The organism is Dyadobacter bucti (genome assembly GCF_005869225.1).
Classification (GTDB): Bacteria; Bacteroidota; Bacteroidia; order Cytophagales; family Spirosomataceae; genus Dyadobacter; species Dyadobacter bucti.
The window spans coordinates 74,578-99,732 of sequence record NZ_SWFP01000009.1 but is presented as its reverse complement, the minus strand read 5'-3'; the positions used below and the strand labels follow the sequence as shown (position 1 = coordinate 99,732).

The 25,155-nt window shown below is 44.9% G+C and carries 22 protein-coding genes; 13 read left to right on the top strand and 9 right to left on the bottom strand.

Annotated features, from left to right (window positions below; all coding sequences use genetic code 11):
* The first annotated feature begins 218 nt into the window (after positions 1-218).
* Positions 219-2,480 carry a TonB-dependent receptor gene (locus FBF61_RS26130; protein WP_138482947.1) on the top strand — a complete coding sequence of 754 codons (2,262 nt, stop codon included), beginning with the start codon at positions 219-221 and terminating at the stop codon, positions 2,478-2,480.
* 148 nt (positions 2,481-2,628) lie between these two features.
* Positions 2,629-2,937 (top strand): isoamylase early set domain-containing protein, encoded by a 309-nt coding sequence (locus FBF61_RS26125; protein ID WP_138482945.1) that lies wholly within the window; start codon positions 2,629-2,631, stop codon positions 2,935-2,937.
* A 99-nt stretch (positions 2,938-3,036) separates the two neighbouring features.
* Here the strand turns inward: FBF61_RS26125 and FBF61_RS26120 are convergent, their stop codons facing one another.
* Both FBF61_RS26120 and FBF61_RS26115 read right to left on the bottom strand, forming a co-directional pair.
* The gene (locus FBF61_RS26120) at positions 3,037-3,957 is read right to left on the bottom strand and encodes a hydroxypyruvate isomerase family protein (RefSeq protein WP_138482943.1); all 921 of its coding nucleotides are present in this window, start codon (positions 3,955-3,957) and stop codon (positions 3,037-3,039) included.
* A 74-nt stretch (positions 3,958-4,031) separates the two neighbouring features.
* Entirely contained in the window at positions 4,032-6,728 is a 2,697-nt protein-coding gene (locus FBF61_RS26115; protein ID WP_229215228.1) for a PVC-type heme-binding CxxCH protein, read from the bottom strand.
* 179 nt (positions 6,729-6,907) lie between these two features.
* On the opposite strand from FBF61_RS26115, the gene FBF61_RS34710 reads away from it, so the two are divergent.
* A complete protein-coding gene (locus FBF61_RS34710) occupies positions 6,908-7,069 on the top strand; it encodes a hypothetical protein (protein WP_166444614.1) in 162 nt (53 codons plus the stop codon).
* 35 nt (positions 7,070-7,104) lie between these two features.
* Positions 7,105-7,521 (top strand): hypothetical protein, encoded by a 417-nt coding sequence (locus tag FBF61_RS26110; RefSeq protein WP_138482942.1) that lies wholly within the window; start codon positions 7,105-7,107, stop codon positions 7,519-7,521.
* Positions 7,522-7,571: 50 nt separating this feature from the next.
* Here FBF61_RS26110 and FBF61_RS26105 read toward each other — a convergent pair whose 3' ends face one another.
* Positions 7,572-10,655: a PVC-type heme-binding CxxCH protein gene (locus FBF61_RS26105; RefSeq protein WP_138482940.1), complete on the bottom strand. Its 3,084-nt coding sequence runs from the start codon at positions 10,653-10,655 to the stop codon at positions 7,572-7,574.
* 95 nt (positions 10,656-10,750) lie between these two features.
* Here FBF61_RS26105 and FBF61_RS26100 point away from each other — a divergent pair, with 95 nt between their 5' ends.
* From FBF61_RS26100 to FBF61_RS26070, 7 genes are all read left to right on the top strand, one after another.
* Positions 10,751-11,341 (top strand): hypothetical protein, encoded by a 591-nt coding sequence (locus FBF61_RS26100; protein WP_138482938.1) that lies wholly within the window; start codon positions 10,751-10,753, stop codon positions 11,339-11,341.
* 255 nt (positions 11,342-11,596) lie between these two features.
* Positions 11,597-14,158, top strand: coding sequence for an XrtN-dependent VIT domain-containing protein (locus FBF61_RS26095; protein ID WP_138482936.1), 2,562 nt, complete (start codon positions 11,597-11,599; stop codon positions 14,156-14,158).
* Positions 14,148-15,443: an exosortase N gene (gene xrtN / locus FBF61_RS26090; protein ID WP_138482934.1), complete on the top strand. Its 1,296-nt coding sequence runs from the start codon at positions 14,148-14,150 to the stop codon at positions 15,441-15,443. Before FBF61_RS26095 ends, xrtN begins: the two co-directional genes overlap by 11 nt.
* Positions 15,444-15,504: 61 nt before the next feature.
* Positions 15,505-16,431, top strand: coding sequence for an alpha/beta hydrolase (locus tag FBF61_RS26085; protein ID WP_138482932.1), 927 nt, complete (start codon positions 15,505-15,507; stop codon positions 16,429-16,431).
* A 72-nt stretch (positions 16,432-16,503) separates the two neighbouring features.
* Positions 16,504-16,935 carry an Xre family toxin-antitoxin system antitoxin gene (locus FBF61_RS26080; RefSeq protein ID WP_138482930.1) on the top strand — a complete coding sequence of 144 codons (432 nt, stop codon included), beginning with the start codon at positions 16,504-16,506 and terminating at the stop codon, positions 16,933-16,935.
* 2 nt (positions 16,936-16,937) lie between these two features.
* Entirely contained in the window at positions 16,938-17,387 is a 450-nt protein-coding gene (locus FBF61_RS26075) for an RES family NAD+ phosphorylase (protein WP_138482928.1), read from the top strand.
* A 59-nt stretch (positions 17,388-17,446) separates the two neighbouring features.
* Positions 17,447-18,649, top strand: a complete 1,203-nt coding sequence (locus FBF61_RS26070; protein WP_138482926.1) for a glycosyltransferase family 87 protein — start codon at positions 17,447-17,449, stop codon at positions 18,647-18,649.
* Positions 18,650-18,682: 33 nt separating this feature from the next.
* On the opposite strand, the gene FBF61_RS26065 is transcribed toward FBF61_RS26070, so the two are convergent.
* The 6 genes from FBF61_RS26065 to FBF61_RS26040 all read right to left on the bottom strand — a co-directional run bounded on the left by FBF61_RS26065 (position 18,683) and on the right by FBF61_RS26040 (position 23,451).
* A complete protein-coding gene (locus tag FBF61_RS26065) occupies positions 18,683-19,099 on the bottom strand; it encodes a T9SS type A sorting domain-containing protein (RefSeq protein WP_138482924.1) in 417 nt (138 codons plus the stop codon).
* Between the two features lie 326 nt (positions 19,100-19,425).
* Positions 19,426-20,418 carry a GTP 3',8-cyclase MoaA gene (gene moaA / locus FBF61_RS26060; RefSeq protein ID WP_138482922.1) on the bottom strand — a complete coding sequence of 331 codons (993 nt, stop codon included), beginning with the start codon at positions 20,416-20,418 and terminating at the stop codon, positions 19,426-19,428.
* 15 nt (positions 20,419-20,433) lie between these two features.
* Positions 20,434-21,342 (bottom strand): bifunctional molybdenum cofactor biosynthesis protein MoaC/MoaB, encoded by a 909-nt coding sequence (gene moaCB / locus FBF61_RS26055; protein ID WP_138482920.1) that lies wholly within the window; start codon positions 21,340-21,342, stop codon positions 20,434-20,436.
* 160 nt (positions 21,343-21,502) lie between these two features.
* Positions 21,503-21,949 (bottom strand): molybdenum cofactor biosynthesis protein MoaE, encoded by a 447-nt coding sequence (locus tag FBF61_RS26050; RefSeq protein WP_138482918.1) that lies wholly within the window; start codon positions 21,947-21,949, stop codon positions 21,503-21,505.
* Positions 21,950-21,994: 45 nt separating this feature from the next.
* Positions 21,995-22,234 carry a MoaD/ThiS family protein gene (locus tag FBF61_RS26045; RefSeq protein WP_138482916.1) on the bottom strand — a complete coding sequence of 80 codons (240 nt, stop codon included), beginning with the start codon at positions 22,232-22,234 and terminating at the stop codon, positions 21,995-21,997.
* A 26-nt stretch (positions 22,235-22,260) separates the two neighbouring features.
* Positions 22,261-23,451 carry a molybdopterin molybdotransferase MoeA gene (locus tag FBF61_RS26040; RefSeq protein WP_138482914.1) on the bottom strand — a complete coding sequence of 397 codons (1,191 nt, stop codon included), beginning with the start codon at positions 23,449-23,451 and terminating at the stop codon, positions 22,261-22,263.
* Positions 23,452-23,788: 337 nt separating this feature from the next.
* Between FBF61_RS26040 and FBF61_RS26035 the strand changes: the two genes are divergently transcribed.
* Both FBF61_RS26035 and FBF61_RS26030 read left to right on the top strand, forming a co-directional pair.
* Positions 23,789-24,559, top strand: coding sequence for a lytic transglycosylase domain-containing protein (locus FBF61_RS26035; RefSeq protein WP_138482912.1), 771 nt, complete (start codon positions 23,789-23,791; stop codon positions 24,557-24,559).
* A gap of 129 nt (positions 24,560-24,688) precedes the next feature.
* Positions 24,689-25,135, top strand: a complete 447-nt coding sequence (locus FBF61_RS26030; protein ID WP_138482910.1) for a peptidylprolyl isomerase — start codon at positions 24,689-24,691, stop codon at positions 25,133-25,135.
* Positions 25,136-25,155 lie beyond the last annotated feature (20 nt).

The following is a 25,155-nucleotide window of genomic DNA, read 5'->3' as shown; positions in this document are numbered from 1 at the left end:
AATATTTATTGGTTAAATTATGGGTTAAACACACTACATATGTATTGGGATATGCAATAATGTCTCGGTTACCGGCTAGGTAACTTCATAGTAAAAGAAAATAGTTTCATAAAAATAAGAAATGCATCATTGTTGCATATTTTTATTTACCAAGTAATATTTTTAGATTTGTCTAAATTTATATTAAGATACCGGTAAAATAAAAATTCGAACGTTCTATGAAGGCACTCATACCCTTGCTCTTCTGCACTTTACCATTTAACGCCTGGGGACAATTTACCCTATCCGGAAAAATATCGCTGGAAGGCCAGACCGAATCTGCGTTTGGGGCGTCCGTTTATATCAACGAATTAAAAACCGGTACCACAGCCGACACCTCGGGTGCCTACAAGATCTCCGGCATACCAAAGGGGATCTACACCATCAAAGTGAGTTATATTTCCATGCCTACAATTACCGAGAAAAATGTGCGGATAGACAAAAACGTAACCCGTGATTTTTCGATGAAATCGGGTGCAAACGCCTTAGACGAAGTGGTGGTTACGGGTACTATGAAAGAAGTTTCCAAACTCGACAGCCCTGTACCCGTGGACATAATAACAGCCAAATTCATTTATAAAAACCCCGTACCGAGTATTTTTGAAGGTTTAAGCTATGTTAATGGCGTGCGCCCGCAGCTGAATTGCAATGTATGCAGTACTGGAGATATCCACATCAACGGATTGGAAGGCCCTTATACCATGGTGCTGATCGACGGTATGCCTATGGTGAGCGGGCTTTCCACTGTCTACGGGTTATCCGGCATTCCTAATAGCCTGATTGACAGGGTAGAGATCGTTAAAGGCCCTGCATCTACTTTGTACGGCTCGGAGGCTGTCGGCGGGCTGATCAATATTATTACTAAAAATCCATCCAAGGCTCCGACATTTTCAGCAGACGCCTTTAGTACTTCCTGGAGAGATTACAATGTAGACCTGGGTGTCAAATTCACCCCGGGATCACGGGTAAGTGCATTGCTGGGCATTAACTATTTCAATTATCAAAATCCCCTGGATAAAAACGGTGACGGGTTCACGGACCTCACACTACAAAACCGGGTTTCTGTTTTCAATAAGTGGTCTTTTAATCTTAAAAACAACAAGCAGGCCAACATTGCTGCCAGATACTACTATGAGGACCGCTGGGGTGGGCAGATGAACTGGAACAAGTCTTACCGCGGTGGGGACGAGGTTTATGGAGAGAGCATTTATACCAAACGATTTGAAATACTCGGTAATTATCAGCTTCCGGTTTCTGAAAAAGTTACTGTGCAGTATTCGTTCAGCTCGCATAACCAGAATTCAGTGTACGGTAATGTACTTTTTGACGCGGATCAGAAAATAGGTTTTTTACAGTTCCTCTGGGACAAAGAAATAGGGAAACATAATCTGCTTTTCGGAACACCTTTCCGCTACACTTTTTACAACGACAATACTACTGCTACCAGGAACACCGACGGAAAAGACCATCCCGATAAAATATACCTGCCCGGCATTTTCGTGCAGGACGAAATAAAAGCAGGGATACATTCACTTTTGCTGGGGGCGAGATACGATTATAACAGCCGACACGGCAGCATTTTTACGCCGAGAATGGCTTACAAAATAAAACTAAATCAAACGGACGTGGTCAGGCTCAATGTAGGACGTGGCTTCCGTATTGTCAACCTTTTCACCGAAGACCACGCCGCGCTGACCGGATCCCGACAGGTTATTGTTAAAGAAGCACTCGATCCGGAGCAAAGCTGGAATGCCAATATCAATTTTGTAAAGAAAATCGTGACGGGGAATTCATTTATCGGTTTTGATGCCTCTGTATTTTACACACATTTCACCAACCGAATTCTTCCCGACTACGATACCGATCCAAACCAGATCATTTACGATAACCTTGACGGCTACGCGGTTTCCAAAGGGATAAGCCTAAACCTGGATTTTAATTTCCCTTTTCCTTTGAAGATCATCGCGGGAGGAACCTACATGGATAATTTTCAAAAAGAAAACGGAGTTCGCTTCCGGCCAGTTTTGACCGAAAGATATACCGGGGTCTGGTCTGTTTCCTATGAACTTCAGAAATCCGGGATTTCATTCGACTACACCGGCAATATTTACGGCCCGATGCGCCTGCCTGTTCTGAGTGAAGATGATCCGAGAGCGCCGGTTTCACCGGTCTGGTCACTACAAAATATACAGATCACGAAAAAATTCAGTAACGGGCTGGAGATTTATGGCGGTGTTAAAAACCTGCTGAATTTCACCCCCCCATCCAATTCCATTGCCCGTTCCCACGATCCGTTTGACAAAAATGTTCAGTTTGACAATGAAGGCCAGGTTGTTGCCACGCCTGAAAATCCCTACCGCCTGACGTTTGATCCGTCGTATGTTTACGCGCCAAATCAAGGTGTCAGAGGATTCTTCGGACTACGTTATACGTTGCGGTAAATGTCATTAAAATTCAGCCCAAAGTTATTTTTAAAATGGTATTATATAATTATTCGAAGATATAAAACGTTCACTGTATTGATATTCATTGATTTGAATAATTTTTGATTGTATATTTGTCGCATCAACTTTTTAACACTACTTGATCATGGCATTATCAAAACAATTCGTAAAAAGTAAATCACTTTACAAAGTAACATTTACGGTACCTGCGGAAGCAGCAGCTGAGACTAAAAAAGTTGCTCTGGTTGGAGAATTTAACGGATGGAACCCGGAAGAAGCTATTGCATTAAAAAAACAAAAAGACGGTTCTTTCAAAGCTATCCTTGAGCTTGCATCCGGAGAGTATCAGTTCCGTTACATTCTGGATGATGAGAAATGGGAAAACGATTGGGAGGCTGACAAATATGTGCCAGCAGGCGTTGCAGCAACAGAAAATTCAGTAGTAGTATTGTAATTGGCTGTCGGCCAAGAAAAAACCAGGATGTAGTTATCTACTCCTGGTTTTTTTATTTCTATATATCTTAAAAAAGGCCGATCGCCGACAGCCGAAGCCCTAAATCGCGAAACTGTCGCTCTCCACGTAAGCCTTGATCAACGCCGCTTCTCCCTCTTTTCCGGACTGAGAATTGCCGTGCTCCATCCCCATGATGAAAGATTTGTTTTCTTTTTTACTGCGATCGTAAATGTATTTGAATACGTTCTTATAGTTGATCTCTCCGGTCGTAGGCTCCTTTCTGCCAGGTTCATCGCCAATCTGGAAATAATCGATCTCACTCCAGGTCATATCAATGTTGTGGATGATCCGGCCTTCATTCTTTTGCATGTGATAGATGTCAAAAAGAATTTTGCAGGATTTGCTGTTAACTCCGCGGCATATCTCGTAAGTCTGGTCGGACGTACGCAGGAACAGGTTTGGCGTATCGCTGAGCGGTTCAAGAACCATCACCAAGCCATGCGGCTCCAGTATTTCAGCCCCGCGGCGCAAAGCGTCAATGACGTGGCCGGTTTGCACACCTATGGGCAAATTACGTTCAAAATCTCCTGGTACAACAGTCATCCATTTCGCATTGACCCTTTTCGCAACCTCTACTGCCTTTTTACATCCATTGAGAAAAATATCAACATATTCTTTCTTTCCTGCCGCAAGTGTGTTGGCTCCGTTGCCACCTTTATCTACCACGAAAACACCCATTTCCATTCCCAGGCGGGTCATTTCCTTGGCTATTGCTTCCTGTTGTTCAACGGGCCTCCCCATCATTCCATTATCTTCCAGCGCCATGAAACCCTGATCCGCCATGAATTTAAGCTGGTCGATCACATCCTTTCCAGCGCTGTTCTGGAACATGCCAAAGTGAGAAGCGTATTTGAGCTTAAACTTGTTTTTAGCCATTGGTGCTGTTCCGAAAGCTTCTCCTGCTGCGATCGCCGCGCCAGCCAAACCAAGTGAAGATTTTACAAAATTTCTGCGGAGCATATTTTCTAACGTTTTTGTTTTTTAGAGTTTAAAGGTGCTATACGCACAAATATACCGCTTATGCCATTCTAAACTCAGCGGCTTCCCCGCCTCCTTCTCTTTTTTTCCTTTGTTGGTTGAACATCCACCGGAACCGCCACAGCTTCCACCACCGGAGGTGGGAAAAACGGTGCCAGTTCACGCTTTACATCTTCCCGGTACGCATTTTTGACCCCTTCCAAGAGCGCTTCTTTCACCTCTCCGTCCAGTAGATCTTCTTTCAGTATTTTCACAACAGCTTCTTCTCCCGGCCAGCTCGCACCCAGATAACGGGCAGCATTTTTTCTTACAGATAACGGCTGGTCGGAATCGAGGGCGGCGTTGCGCAACAGATAAACAGATTCCGGGCTTCCCACAGTTTGTAAGGACGCAAGCAAAGCTGATTTTTGTTTCTCATTCAAACCGGCAAGTTTTTGTGAGACAAATGAAATCCCTGCCTGCTCCATTAGCAGCCTGCCCGCGTCCCTGCCTATCACTTCATCCGATTTATCGAGGGCTAGTTTAAATAACCTTCCGTTTTCGGATTCAATTTCATATCGGGTCATCAGCTCAATGTAATCCTCAGTTCCGTAGGTTTCGTCCAGCAGTTTATTCAATGCAGTTAGTCCCTGCTGCGAATTTGTCACAAATGATTTATCCAAATGCAAAAGCGCGAGCTTACTTACCTCGATCCGGTCGGATGAATTAACAGTCATCACATTCAACAGGGCCTGTGATTTTTCGTAGCCGGCGTGAAAGAAATCAAAAGCCCGGAAATAACGCAGGCGGCTCTTGAAACTGACAGAAGTATCGGCAGCAAGCGTAGTAAGATAAGGTATTGCTTTTCTCGTGCGGGCCAGCCAGATAATATCTTTTCCCGCATCTGTGCCACCAGGATTGGGCCCTGCATTGGCGAGCCAGGCAGGAAAAATACGCTCCCACTGACCAATGGCTCCTACACTCAGTGCCTCCACAGACCACCTGTCATTTCCTTTGTACTGCCTGGCAAGCTGCAGCCACACGTCCAGCGCCTCGTATGTATGGTTGTGATTAATGGCCAAAGCACATTCGCGCCTTACCTGAGGATCGTGGTCAGCGGTCAGCCTTTTGATATACTCAGTCGGATCGCTGTTCCTCTGGCGCACCGCCCGCAGGGCGGTGATCCGTAGATTCGGATTGATTTCCCTGAAAGCGATATCCAGACTCCTGTAATTAAAACCTTCAATTCTGTTCAGCACCCACAAAGCCCTTGCCCTCAATCTGGGATTTAAAGCAACATTCCTCAACAGTTCTTCCAGAAAAGGCTCGGCAGCCCAACCCAATTTCACACAGGCATTCCAAGCCAGGTAACGCATCGATAAATTAGGGCTTTGCAATGCTTTTACAGCTTGCTCGGGAATGGAAAGATCATAAACGGGAATCTTATATCGCGTGCCGGGCGGTGCGATCCGAAACAACCTGCCCCGGCTTTTGTCCTTCATTTTATTGGAACCGATCACAGGATCGTACCAGTCGGAAACAATCAGTGAACCATCCGGCGCTACACACACGTCTGTCGGACGGAACCATTTGTCCCTGGTCCCTTCAACCAATGGAATAATGCCGGTAGATTTATAACCTGCGCCGTCCACCTGAACCGGAAAAGAACTTACATAATGCTGACCAGCATCTGCCAGAAGGATTTGGTCCCAGTAGCGCCTGGGCAGTAAATCTCCTTCATATATCGTCATCCCCATTGGAAAACCGGAGCCAGTCTGCAGCAGATTGGGGACAACGCCGGGATCGTTCTGATGCCAGTGCCGACGCGGAATCTCATCTTCCAGATTGGTACGATTGATCCGCCAGCTCGAACCGTTCATTTCATCGATATAACCAAAATTCCCATTTTCCATCACATAGGAAACCCGGTCGCCTTCATTGCCGGGTTCTTCCTGGTCCGACTGCCACATGGTGCCATAGCTGTCCACGGCCACTTCAAAACCATTGCGAAAGTTCTCGGCAAGAATTTCAACTTTGGTAAAATCCTGATCGCACCTGAAAACTACGCCCTGCTTATATTGCCTGAAGTCGATTGGTCTTTCGTATTTGTCCAGTAACGGCCGGTCCTGCCCGTCGACAAGCTGCCTGCCCGCATTTCCAAAATTGAAATAAAATTTCCCGTCGGGGCCAAAAACAAAAGCATGTATACCTGCATCATTTTGTGAACCGCCGATTCCCTTGAACAAAATCTCTTTAACGTCTGCTTTATCATCCCCATCCGTATCCGTAAAAAGCCATACATAGGGACTTTGGGAAACGACCGCCTTGTTTCCCATCACCCATATCCCCAGAGGTGCCGCAAGTTCCGGCCCCTGATAAAAGATTTTGGTTACATCGGATTTTCCATCACCATCTTTGTCTTCGAGGATCACAATTCTGTCACCCACGCCAAGTTCTGACTTACCGTTCACGGCCGGACGATAATTATAAGCTTCACAAACCCACACCCGCCCGCGATGATCCACGTCAACGTTGATCGGATTGGTAATATCAGGTTCAGAGGAAAAAAGTGTTGCTTCCAGGCCGTCGGCTACCTTTAGCCCGGCCACAGCATTCCGGGAGAAACGCCTTTCAGGCTCGGAAAGGGCAGCATAAATACTGTCAGGATCGGAAATAACCAATGAATCAGCGACTTGACAGATACCGTAGAAATTAAAGAGCAGGCTACTTACGGCAATTAGGAGGGCAGATTTTTTACAATTGTATTGTTTCAAAACAAAAATTTTGATGAAGAAAGGAAACTCAAAAAACCTTTAAAAATACCTTATGTTTCCTGAATAACGAAATGAAGTTAGCGGGAAGTGAAATTTTATGGCAAATAGTTCTACAAAATATTTGTTATGTAATATCACAAAACTATTTATTTTTGAATTAATTACATACACTAAATAACATGAAAGAAAAACTGCGACTGCTTTTCGCTGAGCATTTGATGCAGCAGGGAAAACTTAAAATCACACTTCGGAATTTGAATGCTATCGGTGCACTTACTGACGTTCCTCAGGATCAGATTCTTGACGAATTCAAGAGCTTGATGATTCAATTAAAAAGCTGAATGAAATTCTAAAAAATCGTTGAGATACTAATGATATGAAAACTTTGATCAAAAATTTAATGAGTGCTGCCACCCAGGATGAATACGAATCTGCAAGCAAAGAAGGCTTGGATTATTTTGCAAGAGCGACTGAGGAAGAACGCAGCCAAATCAGAAAAGCCATGTTGCAGAAAGCGGACGAGATGATGTCAGATGCAATTAAAACTCGTCAAAAAGCTGCTATGTTAATATCTGAATTTGAGACAAAAAATATCTCCATTGAGATTGACGGGCTCAAATACCCTTTGAGTGAATGGGTAACCATGAAAGAATATTGCAGGCGTTTTGGATTGAAAAATACTATGGTGCTAAACAACTGGATTAACCGGAAGATCGTACCCAAAGAAAATATTCTCAAGATCAGCCAGCTCAATAACCTAAGGCTGATCAAGGCAGTGCCTTATAAAGCTTAAAGCCGGAAAGTGTAAAAAACACTTTCCGGCTTTAACTATTTCTCTTTCAACTATTTCTTCTTCAAACTACTCAAATAATCAACCAGACTTACCAATTCGTCAGTGCTCATGGCGTCCTGCAAGCCGGCTGGCATCATGGAGTCTTTCATCGGTTTGATGGACTTAACCTGTGACATTTTATATTCCTGCGTCGCTCCGCCAGGGAATTTCAGGATCAGGTCGGTTTCCGTTTTACTGGCAACAATACCAGAAACCGCCGAACCGTCTTTGAGCTGCACTTCAAAACCTTCATAACCAAACCCGATACCCGCACTCGGTTCGAAAATAGCCGCATATTGTGCTTCTTTTGGCAATTTGCTCCCGATCTCGGAAAGTTTAGGGCCAAAATCCATTCCTTCGCCATTAACCTGGTGGCATACCGAGCAGTACATGGAAAACACCTGTTTCCCTTTTGCATTACTGCCTTTCAGTGTAAGCAGTTCTTTGAGCTCAGGATGCTTTTTGACAGCGGTAGCCGTTCCTTCAATATACTTCGCCGCCTCGATTTTCACAGATTTCCTCCATGCCCCGCTCAATCCTTGTACGGCCGCGGTTTTCAGATCCCCCCCAATTTTACCATCTTTTAACAGTGCCAATACGACATCTTCACCGCTCATTGTTCCGCCAAGTGCTTTTACTGCCTCCGTTCGCAAAGCAATAGGATATTTGGAATCCAATGCAACCGTTTTAAGGATCTCAAGAGATTCTTTGCTACCCACTCCTTTGATCGCTGCCAGTATATTTTCGGCCCGTGAAGCATCCTCTCCTTTGATCGTACTCCATACCATATCCCCGCCCCCCTGCTTCATGAGTAAGGCCCCGGCCGCACGTCCGCTATTGGTCGACGCCTGCCCGATCGCCAGCTCCAGCAATCTCTTGTTTTCGGAGGTCAGTTCGTAGCGGGCTACGAGCTCCATGTAGGTCTGTGTACCGTAAGAACTATCCAGCAATTTCTTAACCGCCGCCATCGCCTCAGGGCTTTTTTTCACAAATGCAGGATCCAGGTGGCGTAGTGCGAGTTCATTCACTTCGCTCTGGTTTGCCGCGTTACCCTCCATAATTTTCAGCAACGCGGTGGATTTTTCGTTGGCACCGGGATTAAAGTCAAATGCTCGGAAATAACGGAGGCGGCTTTTCAAATCCGTATTGACATCGCCCGCAAGGGACGCCAGCAAATTAACGGATTCTTTTCCTCGCGACCTCCATACAATGTCTTTTCCAGCCTTGGTAGCAATTGGATTTGCTCCTGCTTTTGCAAGCCAGGCTTTAAAAAATGAATCCCATTGTCCATCGGCGCCTATACCCAGGGCTTCCAGGTACCACCGATCTTTGCCGTCATACTGCAAAGCCAGATCTGCCCACAATGCAGGCGAATTAGCAGATTTGTTATGATGAAGCAGCAACGCGCATTCCCTGCGTACCTGCGGGTCGGCATCTTTTGCCAGTATTTTAATGTAACTGGTAATGTCAATTGCTTTCTGCTCGCTGGCTGCGCGCAGGCCTGCAATACGGATATCGGGGTTAGTATCTTTGATAGCCTTATCAATATACTTTTTATTAGAAGCCGGTAATTTGCTCAGCAACCAGAATGCCCTGGTCCGCATGCGGGGATTAGCTTTTTTATCAGAAAACAGCTTATCCAGCGCAGGGGCAGCGCTTTCGCCCATTTTATTCAGTGCATTCCAGGCGAAATAACGTATCGAAAGATTCGGGCTTTGCAGCGCATCAATTGCACCTTCTATTGTCGTGAAATCAGTTTTCGGAACGCGGTATGGTGTATTGGCTGGCGCCACCCTGTACAAGCGACCTTTGTTCTGATCCCCGGCCTGGTGTCCTCCAACGCCCGGATCATACCAGTCGGAAACAATGAGCGAACCGTCCGGTGCGACACAAACGTCCGATGGGCGGAACCACTGATCTCTTTTACCGTCTATTACATTGACAATGTTCGCTGTGTAGCCCGCGCCAGCTTTTTGAACAGGATAAGAGCGGACCACATTATGCCCCGGCTCACAGTGGATCATCTGGTCCCAGAATTCCTTTGGCAACAGCCGGCCTTCATAGATCACCATTCCTGTAGGCGATCCCGAGCCGGTTTGTAATAAATTCGGAACAACGCCCGGATCATTCAAATGCCAGTGACGGTAAGGAATGGAATCTTCGATATTGGTCCGGTTTGCACGCCAGCCAGCTCCTGTAAGCTCGTCTGTATAACCATAATTGCCGTATTGCATCACATAGTTGATCCGGACACCTTTGTTACCGTCATCATCATTGTCCGATTGCCACATGGTGCCATAGCTGTCCACGGCCACCTCATAGTTGTTCCTGAAATTATTCCCCAGGACTTCGATATTTTTAAAATCAGGATCGCACCGGAACACCATACCTTGTTTCAACTTCTTGAAATCGATTGGCTGGCCGTCTTTTCCGATTACCGCCTTACCTTTTCCATCCAGAAGATGCCCGCCCTCATTTCCAAAGTTGAAATATAATTTCCCATCTGGGCCGAAAGTAAAAGCATGCATGCCATGATCGTGCTGCTCGCCTCCTACCCCTTCAAAAATCACTTCTTTTTTATCTGCTTTGCCATCGTTATTTTCATCTGTAAAAAGCCAGACGTACGGACTTTGTGAAACCACAACCCTATTGCCCATTACCCATACGCCCAGCGGTGAGTTGATTTCAGGCCCCTGGTAAAAAACAGTTGTTTTGTCCGACTTGCCATCACCGTCCGTGTCTTCAAGTATCAAAATACGGTCGCCTTCCTGATGCGTAGGATTTCCATTGATCGCTGGCCGGTAGTTATATGCTTCGCACACCCACACCCGCCCCAAATGATCCACATCTATATTGGTGGGGTTGGTAATCACGGGCTCTGACGCAAACAAGGTTGCTTCCAGGCCTTTCGCTACGGACAAACCGGCTATGGCATACTTGGGCGACCGTTTCTGTTCGTCGGTGAGATCTTTATACAGACTGTCCAGCCTCGCACTCGGGATCGTGCTAGGGTTTGAAGAATGATAGAACGCAACCATTAAACCCATAAGTACTGTTCCGGCAACGGACAATGGTAATGATTTTCTTAAGTTCATAGTGATATTTTATTTCTTTGAGCCTGTTTATTCTATTCTAATAAAGATTATTAAATTTAGAGTATAAGAGACAATCCACCTGTCATTTACTTTATATGAGAAAGACTTTTTTTACTGTCGCTGTGGTTTTGATATCCATGCAAATCAAAGCGCAACAGACTATTCCCGACGCGGATACACAGATTAAATTGGCAATACTCGCCGCACCGACAGACAAACGTGAAGGCGCAAAAGTATATGGTTATGCCGCCGACGGCACATTCAAAATTCTCCGGAACGGGACCAACGATTTTGTATGCATCGGGGACGACCCTAAAAAAGAGGATATCAGTGTCTCCTGCTACCTGGCGGAGCTCGAACCTTTCATGGAACGCGGAAGGGTGCTGACCAAAGAAGGCAAAAATGCCAAACAGATTTTTGATATGCGGGAACAAGAGGTAAAAGAAGGAAAACTGACAATGCCTAAACAACCTTCAACCCTATTCGCACTTTCAGGGTCAAAAGACAAGTATGATGCAGCTGCCGGTACCCTGAAAGACGGCTACCTCCGCTACGTGGTCTACATTCCGTATGCAACTTCCGAAAGTACAGGACTACCTCTAAAACCCGATGTACCCGGAATGCCATGGATCATGGATCCCGGAACGCACCGCGCCCATATCATGATCAACCCGGCAAAACCCTGATATTCAGAATTCATTTTCTGCTCACCTAGAAAGCTCATATCAATGAAAACCCTGGTTTTCACTGATATGAGCTTTCTGCTGTTATCCTATGCTTGTAATCAGCTAACGTCGGCTTTTCCGTTAAAAACCAGTTCCTACCGCTTGGAAACTGGACGCATTTCTACCCAAAATAAATATTTATTTCGGCAGTAGGTTTTTTCGAAACACTCATTTTACTTTGTAATACAAAGTACTTTTAAAAACGAAAAATAAAGTATGAAACCAACTGCTGCTCCCGAAATCATTTCGCCCGTTTACAAAGAAACACCCCGGTTTGACATTGACATTGACTACATTATTGGATTGGGCTGCCTGATGATCGGCTCCATCGTTCTTTTGGCCTCTTCCAGAACAATAGGCTCCAATATGGATTTCATCATGGATCTCAGCTTCGTCTTAAACTATGTGATTTTTATATTTTACGGAACCTGGCTGCTGGGCACAGGAAAAATGGAGTTCTTCTGGAAAAGCCAGAAAAAAGAATTCCAGCCGCACCGGCTGTTACTATGGATTTTAGGGATTGTAAGCTGTTTTACACTTAACCGCGAACTGCCGATTTTCAACGAATCGGCTCCCTGGCTTTCTGTTGCGATAATGATTTCCGCCGCGGTTTGTATCCTTATCAAATGGGAGAATTCCTTACCATACATAGCCAAGAAGGTGCTGTTCCTCCTTCTCGGCACATCCACTATTTTGTGGCTGTATTTTGCAATTTATCTGATGCCACTTTACCTGATCAGCGTTCCCGCCATCCTGGCTTTTGGCATCTCCATCCACACTTTTATCCCCGCTATCCTATCATTCGGACACATTCGTATACTTTTTCAAAAATGGAAATCCTATCGGCTACCGATCCTGGTGGGTGTTGCAGTCCCCTTGCTCTTTTGCTTGTATTTTTCAATTCAATGGAATCGGACCACCCTCAAAATCCGCGCGGTGAATCAGGATATAACCCTCAAAAGCAGCGAACTCCCCGCTTGGGCTGTGCTGGGCCAGATTCTGGACGACAATTGGATCAGTGAAAAAATCATTAAAGGGGATCTTTTGTACCAAACACATCAACCGGGCTTCAACCCTTTTCCCGGAAACAATAATCTCGCCGAAATCTCCCGGCATGACCCTCTGGTCTATATCGCATCACTTTTCAGTCAGGAAACCGGCATAGCGGCGTCCGACCGGATCAAGTTACTGGAAGTCTTGTTTGACGCCCGGCACGGTACCCAGGAGAGAAACTGGTCGGGAAGAAATTTGAGGACCGAAAATATCCTTACCCACGCAAGAATATATCCCGAGTACCGTCTGGCCTATACGGAAAAGACACTCAGCATCAGAAACCACGCTACCTCCAATTTCAGCCAGCAGGAGGCCTTGTACACATTTCACCTCCCGGAAGGCTCCGTTGTCAGCTCGCTTTCACTCTGGATTAATGGAAAAGAAGAAAAAGGGTACCTTACTTCACAGACCAAGGCCGATTCGGCCTATCAAACTATCGTTGGGGTAGAAATGCGTGATCCGGCCGTAATTCACTGGCAGGAGGGAAACGCGGTAAAAATCAGAGTTTTCCCGTGTACCCCGGAAGAAACAAGACGGTTTAAAGTTGGTGTTACGTCGCCTTTGAAAGTTGAGGAAGAGCAGCTTGTTTATGAAAATATTTATTTCCAGGGACCAGGTACTGTTACAGCCACCGAAACAGTAAAGCTCGATTTCCCTTCAAGTACCAGACTGGTATCGATGCCTTTCCAGTCAGAAACCAGCGAACCCAACACCATGCTGGCAAAAGGTGGCTACAAGCAGTTTTGGGAAGCACGGTTCAAGAAGACCCCTCTTGCATCGACCGGCTTTACTTTTGGCGGAAAATCCTACTTGGTTGAACCCTACCAGGAAATAGTGGCACCTGCCGAAATCAAAACATTTTATCTCGACATTAACAAAAGCTGGTCAAAAAGTGACTTTGATGAATTATATAATCTTTTAAAAAATAGCGATTTACAGATCTATGACGGTGCCTGGCTCAAACTTACCGCCAATAATAAGGACGCAATGTTCAACAGCCTATCGAAAAAAAGGTACACATTATTCCCTGTCCACAAAGTCCGGGACTTGAATGCAGCCCTTTTAATTACAAAGGGTACCATTGCCTCTCCCAATCTTAAAGATATGAAGGGCAGTTTGTTCGGTGATATGCTGAAAAACAGACACTTGAATAATTTAAAGCTGAAAACGTTCAACATCGGAGATGAGCTTTCCCCTTATTTTAAAACACTGACCGAACTCAGGATTGTGCATTGCGAAAGAAAAGAGCTGAAAGAGATCAGCAAAATGATTTCTGAACATACCTTCCCTGTTGACCCCGAAACCGTAACTGCGGATAACCAGGCCATAGTCAGGATAGACCGGGCGGATATCCTGATCCGCGAAACGGATCAACCGGTGAAACAAAACGCTCCTGACCATTTGCTACGACTCTTTGCATATAATCAGATCATGCGGCAGATCGGGGGAAAATATCTGGACGAGAGCTATATGAAGGCATCCGAAATAAACTCGGCACTGATAGATCAGGCTGCAAAAGCCAATATCGTCACTCCGGTTTCCAGCCTGATTGTCCTCGAAACGCAGAAGGATTATGAACGGTTTGACATCAAAAAAAGTAAAAACAGCCTTGATAATGCCAGTATCAAAAATTCAGGTGCAGTTCCTGAACCGCATGAATGGGTGCTGATCATACTTTTTGCCTTACTGGTAACCTTCTACACTCTCAGGAATTATGTTCTCTAGAAATACCATTTTCGGTATCCTGATTGGTTTGTACGCCGCCCTTTTCGCATATCTGCTTACCCGCGGATACCTTCTTGGTGACGCTACATTCTGGATTGGAATTTGCATCGTGCCCTTTGTTTTGACAAAACCGGCGCACCGGGGAAGATCGCTGAGGTTGTTGCCCGTTGTATTGCTCCTGGTAGTAGGAAGCTTGTTTATAAAAGAAAGGTCATTCGGGTATTTATTAATGATAGCGTCGGTACTTTTTACAATTGAAAGCTGCCGGGGTAAAACCGGGCCACTGCTGCTATGGTTGCTGCTGATCATTTCGCCCTTGTTCAGTTACCTCAGCGAAGTATTCACATTTCCGATAAGATTAAAGTTAAGTGAATGGTCGGGCCGATTGCTTCAAATTTTCGGTTTCCAGGTAGAAGTCTCGGGGAACATTATTCATCTGAACCGGTCCGAATTCTCGGTGGATCCGGCTTGCATGGGATTACAGATGACCGGATTTGCGTTGCTGAGCGGTATTTTCCTGATAGCCCACTACCAGCACACCACTAAAAGAGAATTAAGCCTGATGATTTCCTCGATTTTAATGATCCTGGTGTTCGGGTTCAATATTCTTTGCAACCTGATGCGGATCCTTGTTTTGGTGATTTTCAGCATTCCGCCACAAAACCCGCTTCATGACGTTGCAGGAATAATTTCTCTGCTTGCGTATGTCTGGTTACCGGTTACTTTATTGGTCAGGTTTTTTTTCAGGTATTTTTCCAAATCAGTGAATGAGCTCCCGCAAAAAGCCGGAGCTCTGCGTCCGGGAATTTTGATTGCAAATGTTTTGATAGCTGCCGCATGTACCGGTTTTATGCTGTTACCGGAAAATGTGGTTGTCAACAACTCTTCAATAAGTCCCCTTGTTTTTAATAAAAAATATCAGGTGACCCGTTTGCATGCAGGGGTTACACGGTTTCAGGACAAAAAAGCGCTGATCTATACCAAAGAAATCCCTTCATTTTATGCAGCTGAACATAGTCCTTATACTTGCTGGAAAGGTTCGGGTTATAGTTTTACCAATATCAAAGAAGGCCGGGTTTCAGGAAACCGCATTTATCTGGGAACATTGCAAAAGGGCCAGGACCAACTGCTGACTGCCTGGTGGTTTTCCAATCATGAACATAACACCATCAGCCAGCTCGACTGGCGCTGGCGTGTACTCCGAGGTGACCGTGAATTCCAGCTCGTTAATGTAACTGCTGCGAATGAAAGGGATTTGCACCTTGCTATCAGGGAATGGTTGTGATGCCGGGCGTCTGGGTAAATCATTACGAGGCTCGTCTTTTTGGATAAAAGCAAAATCATCGATGAAAAAAATATCCAGTCTTGCTATCGCTTTGGGCCTTTCGGCTTTATCATTTCACTCCATGGCACAAAATCAAACAATGAACCTCTGGCCGGAAGGCAAAATCCCGAACTTCAAAGCCAGCTCAGTCCAGGAAAAATCCGAGACAGATGCGAGCGGAATTTTGCGGATCAGCGGTGTTACCGTCCCGACCATCACAGCCTACATTGCTCCAAAGGAAAAAGCAACCGGCGCAGCAGTAATGATCTGTCCGGGAGGTGGATACAGCATACTGGCAGCTTCGCACGAAGGCAGTGATTTCGCCAAATGGTTCAATGACCGCGGAATTTCGGCATTTGTTCTGAAGTACCGCCTGCCCGACGAAAAAGCGATGACACATCAGCATGAAGTTCCATTAATGGATGCCATGCAGGGAATGAAAATGATCCGTCAGAATGCAGCTAAATGGAATATTGATGTAAACAAGATCGGTGTGATGGGATTTTCGGCCGGCGGGCATTTGGCTGCGACGATCTCCACGCACTACAATTTGGGACCCAATGCATCGGAAGAAGCGAAACCGAATTTCTCCATTTTGCTGTATCCTGTAGTTTCCTTTCGCCCGGTCATTTCGCACGGAGGTTCGCGTGACAAACTTTTGGGCCCGGATAAATCCGAGGAGCTGATCAACTATTACTCCAATGAATTGCAGGTAAGCGCCAAAACCCCCCCGGCGTTTTTGGTACATGCCATGGATGACAGCTCAGTACCTGTGGAAAACAGCATCGAATATTACCTCGCGCTGAAAAAATTCAAGACTTCCGCAGAAATGCACCTTTATCCGATCGGCGGTCATGGCTACGGCCTTCGCACAGAAGGAAAGGGATCACTGGTGAACTGGCCCGCAGCCATGGAAGGCTGGCTAAAAGCGTCTGGATTTATGAAATAAGTGCTTCTTTAAGTTAATTTTTTTTATTAAATTTACTGTCAAATGATTATTTAACTTCAATCATTTGACAGTATGCATACGCAGATTCTTGATATATTAGGCGGTCCGAAGGCGTTTAAACAAAACGTCGACAGCTTTTTGTCCTTCATCGAAATCACCGAAACAGGATTTCCTATCGCCGTAGCCCAGCTCGTCCAGAAACGGCTGAATTTATCCAATAAACAGTTCAGCAACATGCTAAGCCTGTCTGAAAGCACTTTTCAGCGCAGGATTAAAAACAAGTCCTCATTATCGACAGGCGAAAGCGAAAAAGTTGTGGATCTTTCCAAAATCATCGCGAAGGGGCAGGATGTTTTTGAAAATGACGACGATTTCAAAACCTGGCTTAACAGCCCAGTGCTGGCATTGGGAAATAAAAAACCTCTTGATCTACTGGGGTCTTCGATTGGCCGGGAGGAAATTCTCAATGTACTTTTCCGGATAGAACACGGCATTTTTTCGTAGTTATGCGCCTTTACAGGATCACAAGCCCTGCTTATGCAAGCGATCTTCAGGGAACAGGCTGCATGTACACCGGCGGAAGATGGCATTACAAGGGCACCCGAATCCTTTACACATCTCAACATATTTCGCTGGCAAAACTTGAAATTTTAGCCAATTCGGCCGTAATTCCGCGCAACCAGGTACTGGTGACGATTGAAATTCCGGAAAGTGCCGGTATCAGGGAAACGGCAGTTGAAGACCTTCCGGATAACTGGTGGCATTTCCCGTATCCCGGTGCGCTTGCACAGCTTACAGAATCGTGGGTAGATGAAAAGCAGCACTGGATTATGAAAGTTCCTTCTGCCCAGTCTGTTACCGAATACAATTATCTTCTGAATCCATTGCATCCGGATCACGTATCGGCAAAAGTGACCAATATTGAAGATATCCGATTCGACAAACGGTTAAAATAAGTCCTCGTAAGCTGCGAATTATCCATAGATTTGGCTAAAAATCTAATCTCTCAATCGGGATGAATGCTGTAAACCGCTTCTTGATCAATCCAAAATACATTCTGATCTTATTTGTGTGCGTTGCAATTTTTGCAAGTCTGAAGTCTTATCTGGCAGACTTAGGGCCGTTCGTGGAAGGCGGGCGACTGTACACTTCTTACAACAACTACATCATTTTCAAACAATCGTTTTTTCATCTCCTTGAATCGAAAGATCTGTACGCAGACTTTGTTGAAGAACAAGGGGATTTGTTCAAATACAGTCCCGCTTTCGCGCTTATTTTTGGAGTTTTGGCAATACTGCCGGATATTCTCGGGCTCTCACTATGGAATATTCTGAACGCTGTTGTTCTTTTTTACTCCGTATATTATTTACCAAAAATCGATGTCCGGACAAAAGGACTGATCCTGATTTTTGTTTTGATAGAGTTGCTCACGTCCGTTCAGAATGAACAGAGCAATGGGCTCATTGCAGGATTGCTGCTGTTTACATTCGGGTTTCTGGAAAGAGGCAAATATTGGGCAGCATCTTTATGCCTTGTATCCACGATTTTTATCAAGCTGTTTGGAATCGTCGGCCTCGCATTGTACCTGCTGTATCCCAATAAATTCAAACTCACTTATACCACGGCATTCTGGGTCATACTACTTACATTCCTCCCGTTGCTGGTAGTTTCAACCGAGCAATTCGTGTTTTTGTATAAAAGCTGGGCAAATCTGCTCGCCAACGACCATTCCATTTCCGACGGATTTTCGGTGATCGGCTGGCTTAAAACCTGGTTTGGGTGGCAGGTTAACAAAACGTATGTGAGTGTGGTAGGTGCAGTGCTTTTTTGTATCCCTTTACTGCGGGTCAGCGAGTACTCAAACTACATTTTCCGGATTTTAGTATTATCGTCAGTTCTGGTCTGGGTGGTAATTTTTAACCACCGGGCAGAATCCCCGACTTTTATCATAGCTATTACCGGCGTAGCGCTCTGGTATTTTTCTCAACTGCAAAAAAGGGAGAATTTTTATTTGCTTCTGCTGGCATTTGCATTCACGATACTGGCCCCTACGGACATTTACCCGAAGTTCATAAGGGACGAATGGCTGAGACCCTATGTGGTTAAAGCTGTACCATGTATTCTGATCTGGGCGAAAATAACTTTTGACCTGCTGGCAGGAAAATTAAGCCCGAGAGTCCCGGAAGAAGAGTTGACAAAAAATGCGTTACAGAAATGATGCGGCTTCAAATCTGCAACGCATAACCAAAACCTAATTCAACCCTACTAAAATGCGGCGATCAACCTCTTTCAATTCAGCTGTGGACAGGCGGATTGTCTTTACAATTTTTTCGTGATCGTTGGAAATTTCCAGAGAATAGTTACCATCCTGGGCATCCGAAAAATTGAGGCTCCGTCCGAATTTTTTCATCGATTTGCCCACGTACTCTTCGTGAACAACCCTTCCCTTTTCGTCCAGTAACCGGATTTCCACCCGCTCCCCTGTCTCCTTTTCCATGAGGAGTTTCATCGTAAGCGAATCTTTCAAGCGGTACATTCCGATCCTGAATTTTTCACAGCTGTTGTTTTTACATTCTGTTTTCGTTTCAATAACTGCTGCTGAAAGGTTGGTATTGAGGAGAAATAATCCGAGCGCCGCGGCTGCAATAGATTTGATCAATTTTTTCATGGCTAATGAAGGTTACTAATGTTAAATCTTTAAAGAATTTCACAAAAGATGACTTCAGGCCAGTGATGTTGCACGGTTTATTTGAGTGGTAAAAATGAAGGGTTGAATGGTTTTACCCGCCTTGAAGTAAAAAGAAAGCTTCTTAAATTAAAAGAAAACCCGAAGCTGTATGCGGTCAGATACAATGAGATCCGGTTCGCAGTAACAGATTTTCCCCTACTCCATTCATTTCAAGATTGAAGAAAACAGCATGGTGATACAGATTTTGGCTGTACTCTGCCACTATCGAAATCCTGATACATTTCGGAAAGACAACAATGAAAAGGTTACCCGCCAATCGCAATCATACGGCGGTTTTGCTCGTAGTCGGATTTGGCTTGTTTTTCGGTGAAGCTGACATGACCGCCGTGCGCAAAATGCTTTTTTTCAAAGTGGGAATAAATGAGTGCGCGAACGTCTTTGCCTTCCCGTAAAGGTGTAAGTAGGTCTATTTCTGAGGTATCAAAAAGGCAATTTTTCAGTTTTCCGTCTGCTGTAAGACGAATCCGGTTGCAGCCTCCGCAGAACGGATGCGTAACCGTACCGATGATCCCGAATGTACCGGCACCCCCTGAAACCTGAAAACGGTTGGCGGTATCGTGCAGTTCTCCGGACAATTGTCTGAAATCAAACTCATTGTTGATCGTAGAAATTAACTCTGCATAGGAAACGATTTTTGACATGTCCCACTGGTTCCCGTTAAAAGGCATGAATTCAATGAAACGAACATGCATATTGGGCTCATCAATGGTCAGCCTCACAAAATCATTTACTTCATCATCGTTAATCCCGCGCATCACCACCACATTGACCTTGACAATAAAACCTTCGGACAACAGCAATCTGATGTGGGCCAGCGTCGTGGAAAAATGATCGCGCTTTGTGATTGTTTTAAAACGTTCTGGATTCAAGGTATCCAGACTGACATTCAAAGAATTGACCCCGGCCTCTTTGAGATTACCTATAAACTGGTCAATAAAAACGGCATTAGTAGTCAGCGTGAGCGATGTTGGTAATTTCCCCAGGCCCGAAATAATTTCACCTACATCTTTCCGGACCAAAGGCTCGCCGCCCGTCAGACGGATTTTTTCAACGCCCATTTCCACAAATATCTCCGCCAATGCCTGAATTTCATCTGCCTGCATCAACCATTTGGAAGGCATAAACTGCATATCCTCCTGCGGCATACAGTAGGTGCAGCGCAGGTTACACTTATCGGTCAGCGAAATACGCAGATAAGTATGTTTTCGACCAAATGAATCAATAATCGGTAATGACATCTTTTTATTTAAAACCTATTCGTGTTTGCTGCCTGCTATAACGCTGAAGACATGCAATACCTGCGGAAAAAGCGCATCCATATATTCTGTAACTCCTCCGGTACTTCCAGGCATAGTGATCACAAGCGTATCGCCTACCAACCCGCCAACTGACCTTGAAAGCATGGAAGTGGGCATCCTTTCCTGTCCGTACTGCCTGGCAGCTTCAGCTATCCCCGGAATTTCCCGATCTATCAGATCCGACACTGCTTCCGGAGTAACATCGCGATCAGATAAACCAGTTCCTCCCGTGATCAGTATCATACGATATGAAGCAGTACATAAGCTACGTATTTTCTCCTGAATATTTTCCTTTATGTCCGGAATAACACTGTAATCATTTACAGGAAGATTCATCGCCGCAAGTTTTTCAATGATTTTTTTACCGGACTTATCCTCTCCTACTCCCTGGGCAATACGATCGGAGCAGACGATGACAGCAGTTTTGATATCAGCCGGAACTGCCTTTCGATCACTTTTTCCGCCCTTTTTCTCCAGTAACTTTATGTTGTGAATTTCAACTCCCTTGTCAATCGGCTTGAGCATATCATACATAGTCAGTGCTACTACGGACGCACCATGCATAGCTTCCACTTCCACACCCGTTTTATAGATCGTTTTGACTGTGAGCTCAATAAAAATTGATAAGTTTTCAATTCTGTAATTTACACCGGTATATTCAACGGGGATGGGATGGCAATCCGGCAGCAAATCCGGTGTTTTTTTTACTGCCAAAAATCCGGCAGCTTTCGCCATTTCAAAAACATCGCCCTTCGGAACATTCCTGTTTTTAATAGCATCAATGGTTTCCTGCTTACTCACCTGTACAACGGCCTGGGCAGTCGCAATTCTGAGGGTATTTATTTTGTGGGTTATGTCGACCATTTTTAATGGGTGAATGTGTGAATGACTGGATGATTGAATGACTGAATGAGTGAATGAGTGAGTGAATGAGCCGCGGTGGAACGGGGAATGAGTGAATGTTTTCGTATTTGTCGATTCAAAAAATCGAAAGCTGACAGCCGAAAGCCGATAGCTGAAAGCCCTAGCTATTTTCTTTCCATACATGCGCTCCGCCTTCCACTAGCTCCTTCCCGAATATCGGGACGTCGGCTTTGATGGCTTCTACTACAAATTCCGATGCTTCGAAAGCAGCGCGGCGATGTGGGGAGGATACAAAAACAAAAAGGCTAATTTCACCGACAGGAACCAGCCCCAGGCTATGGTAGATGTGCATGCATGTCAATTCAAACCGGGCAAAAGCCTCTTCCCTTATTTTATGAAAAGCTTGTTCGGCCATTTCTTCGTAAGCCGAATATTCGATCCCTGTCACCGTGCCTTCCTCCTTTTTATCCGCCCGGATCTGGCCAAGAAATATTGCATGTGCTCCGATAGTTGTTTTGGACTGGTGCGCCGCAATGGCGTCAGCAATAAACTGCGGGCTGACCGGTCCCTGGACAAATACTTTTTTAGGCTTGTGAATCTTCTCCATTAGTTTCTTTTTTACATTTTTTGTAGCCACACTTTGGGTAATTTTTCATCCCCCTGCAAACGGCGGCAGTAATGCAACTTCGGCCTGCGTATCGATCTGAGCATAATCTTCGGATATTTTTTGATTCACCGCAACCTTGAATTTTTTACCCTGCAGCTCCGGATATTTAGCCAGCATCAAAGCACGAAATGACCCTACAGAAAGACTTTCATTTGCAGTCCAGACTTCCTCTGCGTGGCCGGTAATTTCAGCCAGCATTCCGTAATACATAATATGAATGCTCATTTAATCAAGTAGTTATGTTGATATTTTCAAAACGGCAGTAAATGCACTTCCACCAAGTCACCTTTTCTTACATTTTGTTGTTTTACAGGCAAATAAATGATCGCATTGGCCACTGCAAAAGAGCGTAAAGCAAACGATTCCTGTCCTGTCAGCGGCGTTACCGAAGCCTGATTTGCGTATGCTTTCAAAAATTCATCCCTCTCCCCATCAAACGAATAGTCGACGGTAACGGGCATTTTTAATGCTCGCAAGAAAAACTCCGATCTCCCGGAAAGCTTTCTGATAGCCGGAAGCACATACTCGTAATAACACACAAGTGAAGATGCAGGATTCCCCGGTAGAGCAAAAAAGAGTGTTTTTGATGTTTTTGCGAACAATAGTGGCTTGCCAGGTTTCTGTCTGACTTTATAAAATACTGTCTCTGCCTGAATTCCCGAAAGCGCTTTTCCAACAAAATCATAATCTCCAACCGAAACGCCGCCTGTCGCCAAAACAACATCATTTTTTTCAGCGAGATCCTGCAACGCTGCCATCGTTGACTCAAGATCATCTTTTGCGTACTTCACCTCCACACGTAAAATCCCCTCCTGCCCCAAAGCTGATACCAGCATGGCCGAATTGGATTCATATATTTTTCCGTGGCTCAACGGTTCATCTTGTTTCAGTAACTCATCACCGGTTACAAGCAACCCGATCCTGGGTTTACGGTAAACCTCAACTTCCGGAACATTCATCCCTAATAAAAACCCTACGCTGCCCGGCGTCAAAAAAGTGTCTTTGGCGAGCGCTATCGCACCTTTTTTTACCTGCTGGCCAATATTTCTTACATTTTTCCCTTCGGCAACGGGATACTCATTGATCACTACCTGACCATTTTCTACAACCGTATTCTCCTGCATAATCACAGCAGTTGCTCCTTCGGGAACCGGCGCACCGGTAAAAATACGGATAGCAGTGCCGGCAGTCAGTGTCTGAACGGTGGTCAGCCCGGCCTTGGCTTCATCTGCTATTTTCAGAGAAATACCTTTACCTGTAACATCTGAATGGATGATAGCATAGCCGTCCATAGACGATTGCCTGAAAGAAGGGAGCGGCATAGGAGAAAGAATATCTTCCGCCAGTACATAGCCCGCGGACGCTTCCGTATTCCGCTTTTCGGTTGGCAAAAGTGGGGTATTGGCAATAATTTTTTCTTTGGCCTCGTTGACTGTAACCATAATTCAAAATGATGAAAACGCAAGATAACACATCCTGAAATCCAAAGTACATAAGGAACCGGAACAGTATTTTATCGAAGGATAATTGCCCGACGCGGATTTTGCCAATCAAGCTGTTAACCAATGATAATTTTAGTGATCCGGCGATCACATAGAAAACAGAGCGGGATGCGTTAAAAATTACAAAATTCTGCCATCTTGAATTAGTTCTATATGGTATATACATAAACCTCTATAAATCAGATTTTTATACGAAATAGAATATTATTTATTCAATATCGTTATATTTGTACCCCGGCTAAAAGCCATCAATTATGTTTCACGAAATAAATTATGCATGATTAGACTAATCTTTATGGCCTTCTCAATTGCGTTACTGGGTAAATATCCCGGACGCGAGGTGGAGGTGGAAAAGAAGGAACTGAAAGAAACAAATATCATTGATTCAGATCTTCTTGCTATTGACTTCTGTGGCGAGGCCATCCCGTTAACGGAGCTTCGAATTGCTGAGCGATATCAAAACATGATCAGAAATTACGACAATCCCACTTTTCGTAAGCTGATGACCAGGACAGAAAAAAGAATGAGAATTATAGAACCCATTCTTAAAAAGTACGGAGTACCAGCCGATTTTAAATATATTCCTTTGATAGAGAGTGCCATGAGCGATGATGTGACTTCACGCCGGGGTGCCGGGGGCTACTGGCAGCTAATGCCATCGACAGCAAAATCTCTTGGGCTGGTAGTAAATGAAACCAGGGACGATCGCAAACATCTCATCAAATCCACACATGCAGCCGGCAAATACCTAAGCGAATTGCATCGCCAGCTAGGCTCGTGGACACTTGTGGCCGCTGCTTATAATGCGGGACCCACCCATATTCAAAACCGGATGGACTCTCAAAACAAGGACGATTACTTCAAGCTTCGTTTAAACTCCGAAACAACAAGGTACATTTATAAGCTTCTTGCAGTAAAAGAGTGGTTTTCCAACCCGGAGAGAAGTAAAGAATGGGGAAGCGGAGATGTTGTCAACAGGCTTTCCGAAAAACTGGTAGAACTCAAAAAGGCTGAACTTCAATTGGCCAAGGCTACCACTGACTCTTAATTCAAGCATTTAATTATCATTTAAGTAAAAGAAAAGGATACAATATCCTTTTCTTTGTGTTGTTATTGCAGCCAGTAAAATCTGGTTGGATGACAACACTCATCTTCTTCAAAATATATTAAAAGCAATATGACAAAAGCAGAAATGATCACGGACAAAGGAACCATGCTGATCGAATTTTATGATCAGGATGCTCCTATCGCAGTGAAAAACTTTGTTGACCTTTCTAAAAAAGGATTTTATGACGGACTGATCTTTCACAGGGTCATTCCGGATTTCATGGTCCAGGGAGGTGATCCTACCGGAACCGGCCGTGGGGGTCCGGGTTACAAAATAAAATGCGAAGTAACTGGCGGTAATCAATACCATGACCGCGGAGTGCTTTCCATGGCACATGCCGGGCGCGACACCGGAGGTTCGCAGTTTTTTATATGTCACAGCCGTAATAACACTGCCCACCTTGACGGAAACCACACTTGTTTTGGTAAAGTTGTGGAAGGCGTGGACACAGTTGATCTGATCCGTCAGGGGGACAAAATACAGAAGATCACTATAATCGAAGAAGAAACCGTATAGGTTTTTTTTCTGATTAAATT

Coding starts and splice junctions, on each gene's coding strand:
- FBF61_RS26130 (WP_138482947.1), top strand. CDS start 219: ATGAAGGCACTCATACCCTTGCTCTTCTGCACTTTACCATTTAACGCC.
- FBF61_RS26125 (WP_138482945.1), top strand. CDS start 2,629: ATGGCATTATCAAAACAATTCGTAAAAAGTAAATCACTTTACAAAGTA.
- FBF61_RS26120 (WP_138482943.1), bottom strand. CDS start 3,957: ATGCTCCGCAGAAATTTTGTAAAATCTTCACTTGGTTTGGCTGGCGCG.
- FBF61_RS34710 (WP_166444614.1), top strand. CDS start 6,908: ATGAAAGAAAAACTGCGACTGCTTTTCGCTGAGCATTTGATGCAGCAG.
- FBF61_RS26110 (WP_138482942.1), top strand. CDS start 7,105: ATGAAAACTTTGATCAAAAATTTAATGAGTGCTGCCACCCAGGATGAA.
- FBF61_RS26105 (WP_138482940.1), bottom strand. CDS start 10,655: ATGAACTTAAGAAAATCATTACCATTGTCCGTTGCCGGAACAGTACTT.
- FBF61_RS26100 (WP_138482938.1), top strand. CDS start 10,751: ATGAGAAAGACTTTTTTTACTGTCGCTGTGGTTTTGATATCCATGCAA.
- FBF61_RS26095 (WP_138482936.1), top strand. CDS start 11,597: ATGAAACCAACTGCTGCTCCCGAAATCATTTCGCCCGTTTACAAAGAA.
- xrtN (WP_138482934.1), top strand. CDS start 14,148: ATGTTCTCTAGAAATACCATTTTCGGTATCCTGATTGGTTTGTACGCC.
- FBF61_RS26085 (WP_138482932.1), top strand. CDS start 15,505: ATGAAAAAAATATCCAGTCTTGCTATCGCTTTGGGCCTTTCGGCTTTA.
- FBF61_RS26080 (WP_138482930.1), top strand. CDS start 16,504: ATGCATACGCAGATTCTTGATATATTAGGCGGTCCGAAGGCGTTTAAA.
- FBF61_RS26075 (WP_138482928.1), top strand. CDS start 16,938: ATGCGCCTTTACAGGATCACAAGCCCTGCTTATGCAAGCGATCTTCAG.
- FBF61_RS26070 (WP_138482926.1), top strand. CDS start 17,447: ATGAATGCTGTAAACCGCTTCTTGATCAATCCAAAATACATTCTGATC.
- FBF61_RS26065 (WP_138482924.1), bottom strand. CDS start 19,099: ATGAAAAAATTGATCAAATCTATTGCAGCCGCGGCGCTCGGATTATTT.
- moaA (WP_138482922.1), bottom strand. CDS start 20,418: ATGTCATTACCGATTATTGATTCATTTGGTCGAAAACATACTTATCTG.
- moaCB (WP_138482920.1), bottom strand. CDS start 21,342: ATGGTCGACATAACCCACAAAATAAATACCCTCAGAATTGCGACTGCC.
- FBF61_RS26050 (WP_138482918.1), bottom strand. CDS start 21,949: ATGGAGAAGATTCACAAGCCTAAAAAAGTATTTGTCCAGGGACCGGTC.
- FBF61_RS26045 (WP_138482916.1), bottom strand. CDS start 22,234: ATGAGCATTCATATTATGTATTACGGAATGCTGGCTGAAATTACCGGC.
- FBF61_RS26040 (WP_138482914.1), bottom strand. CDS start 23,451: ATGGTTACAGTCAACGAGGCCAAAGAAAAAATTATTGCCAATACCCCA.
- FBF61_RS26035 (WP_138482912.1), top strand. CDS start 23,789: ATGATTAGACTAATCTTTATGGCCTTCTCAATTGCGTTACTGGGTAAA.
- FBF61_RS26030 (WP_138482910.1), top strand. CDS start 24,689: ATGACAAAAGCAGAAATGATCACGGACAAAGGAACCATGCTGATCGAA.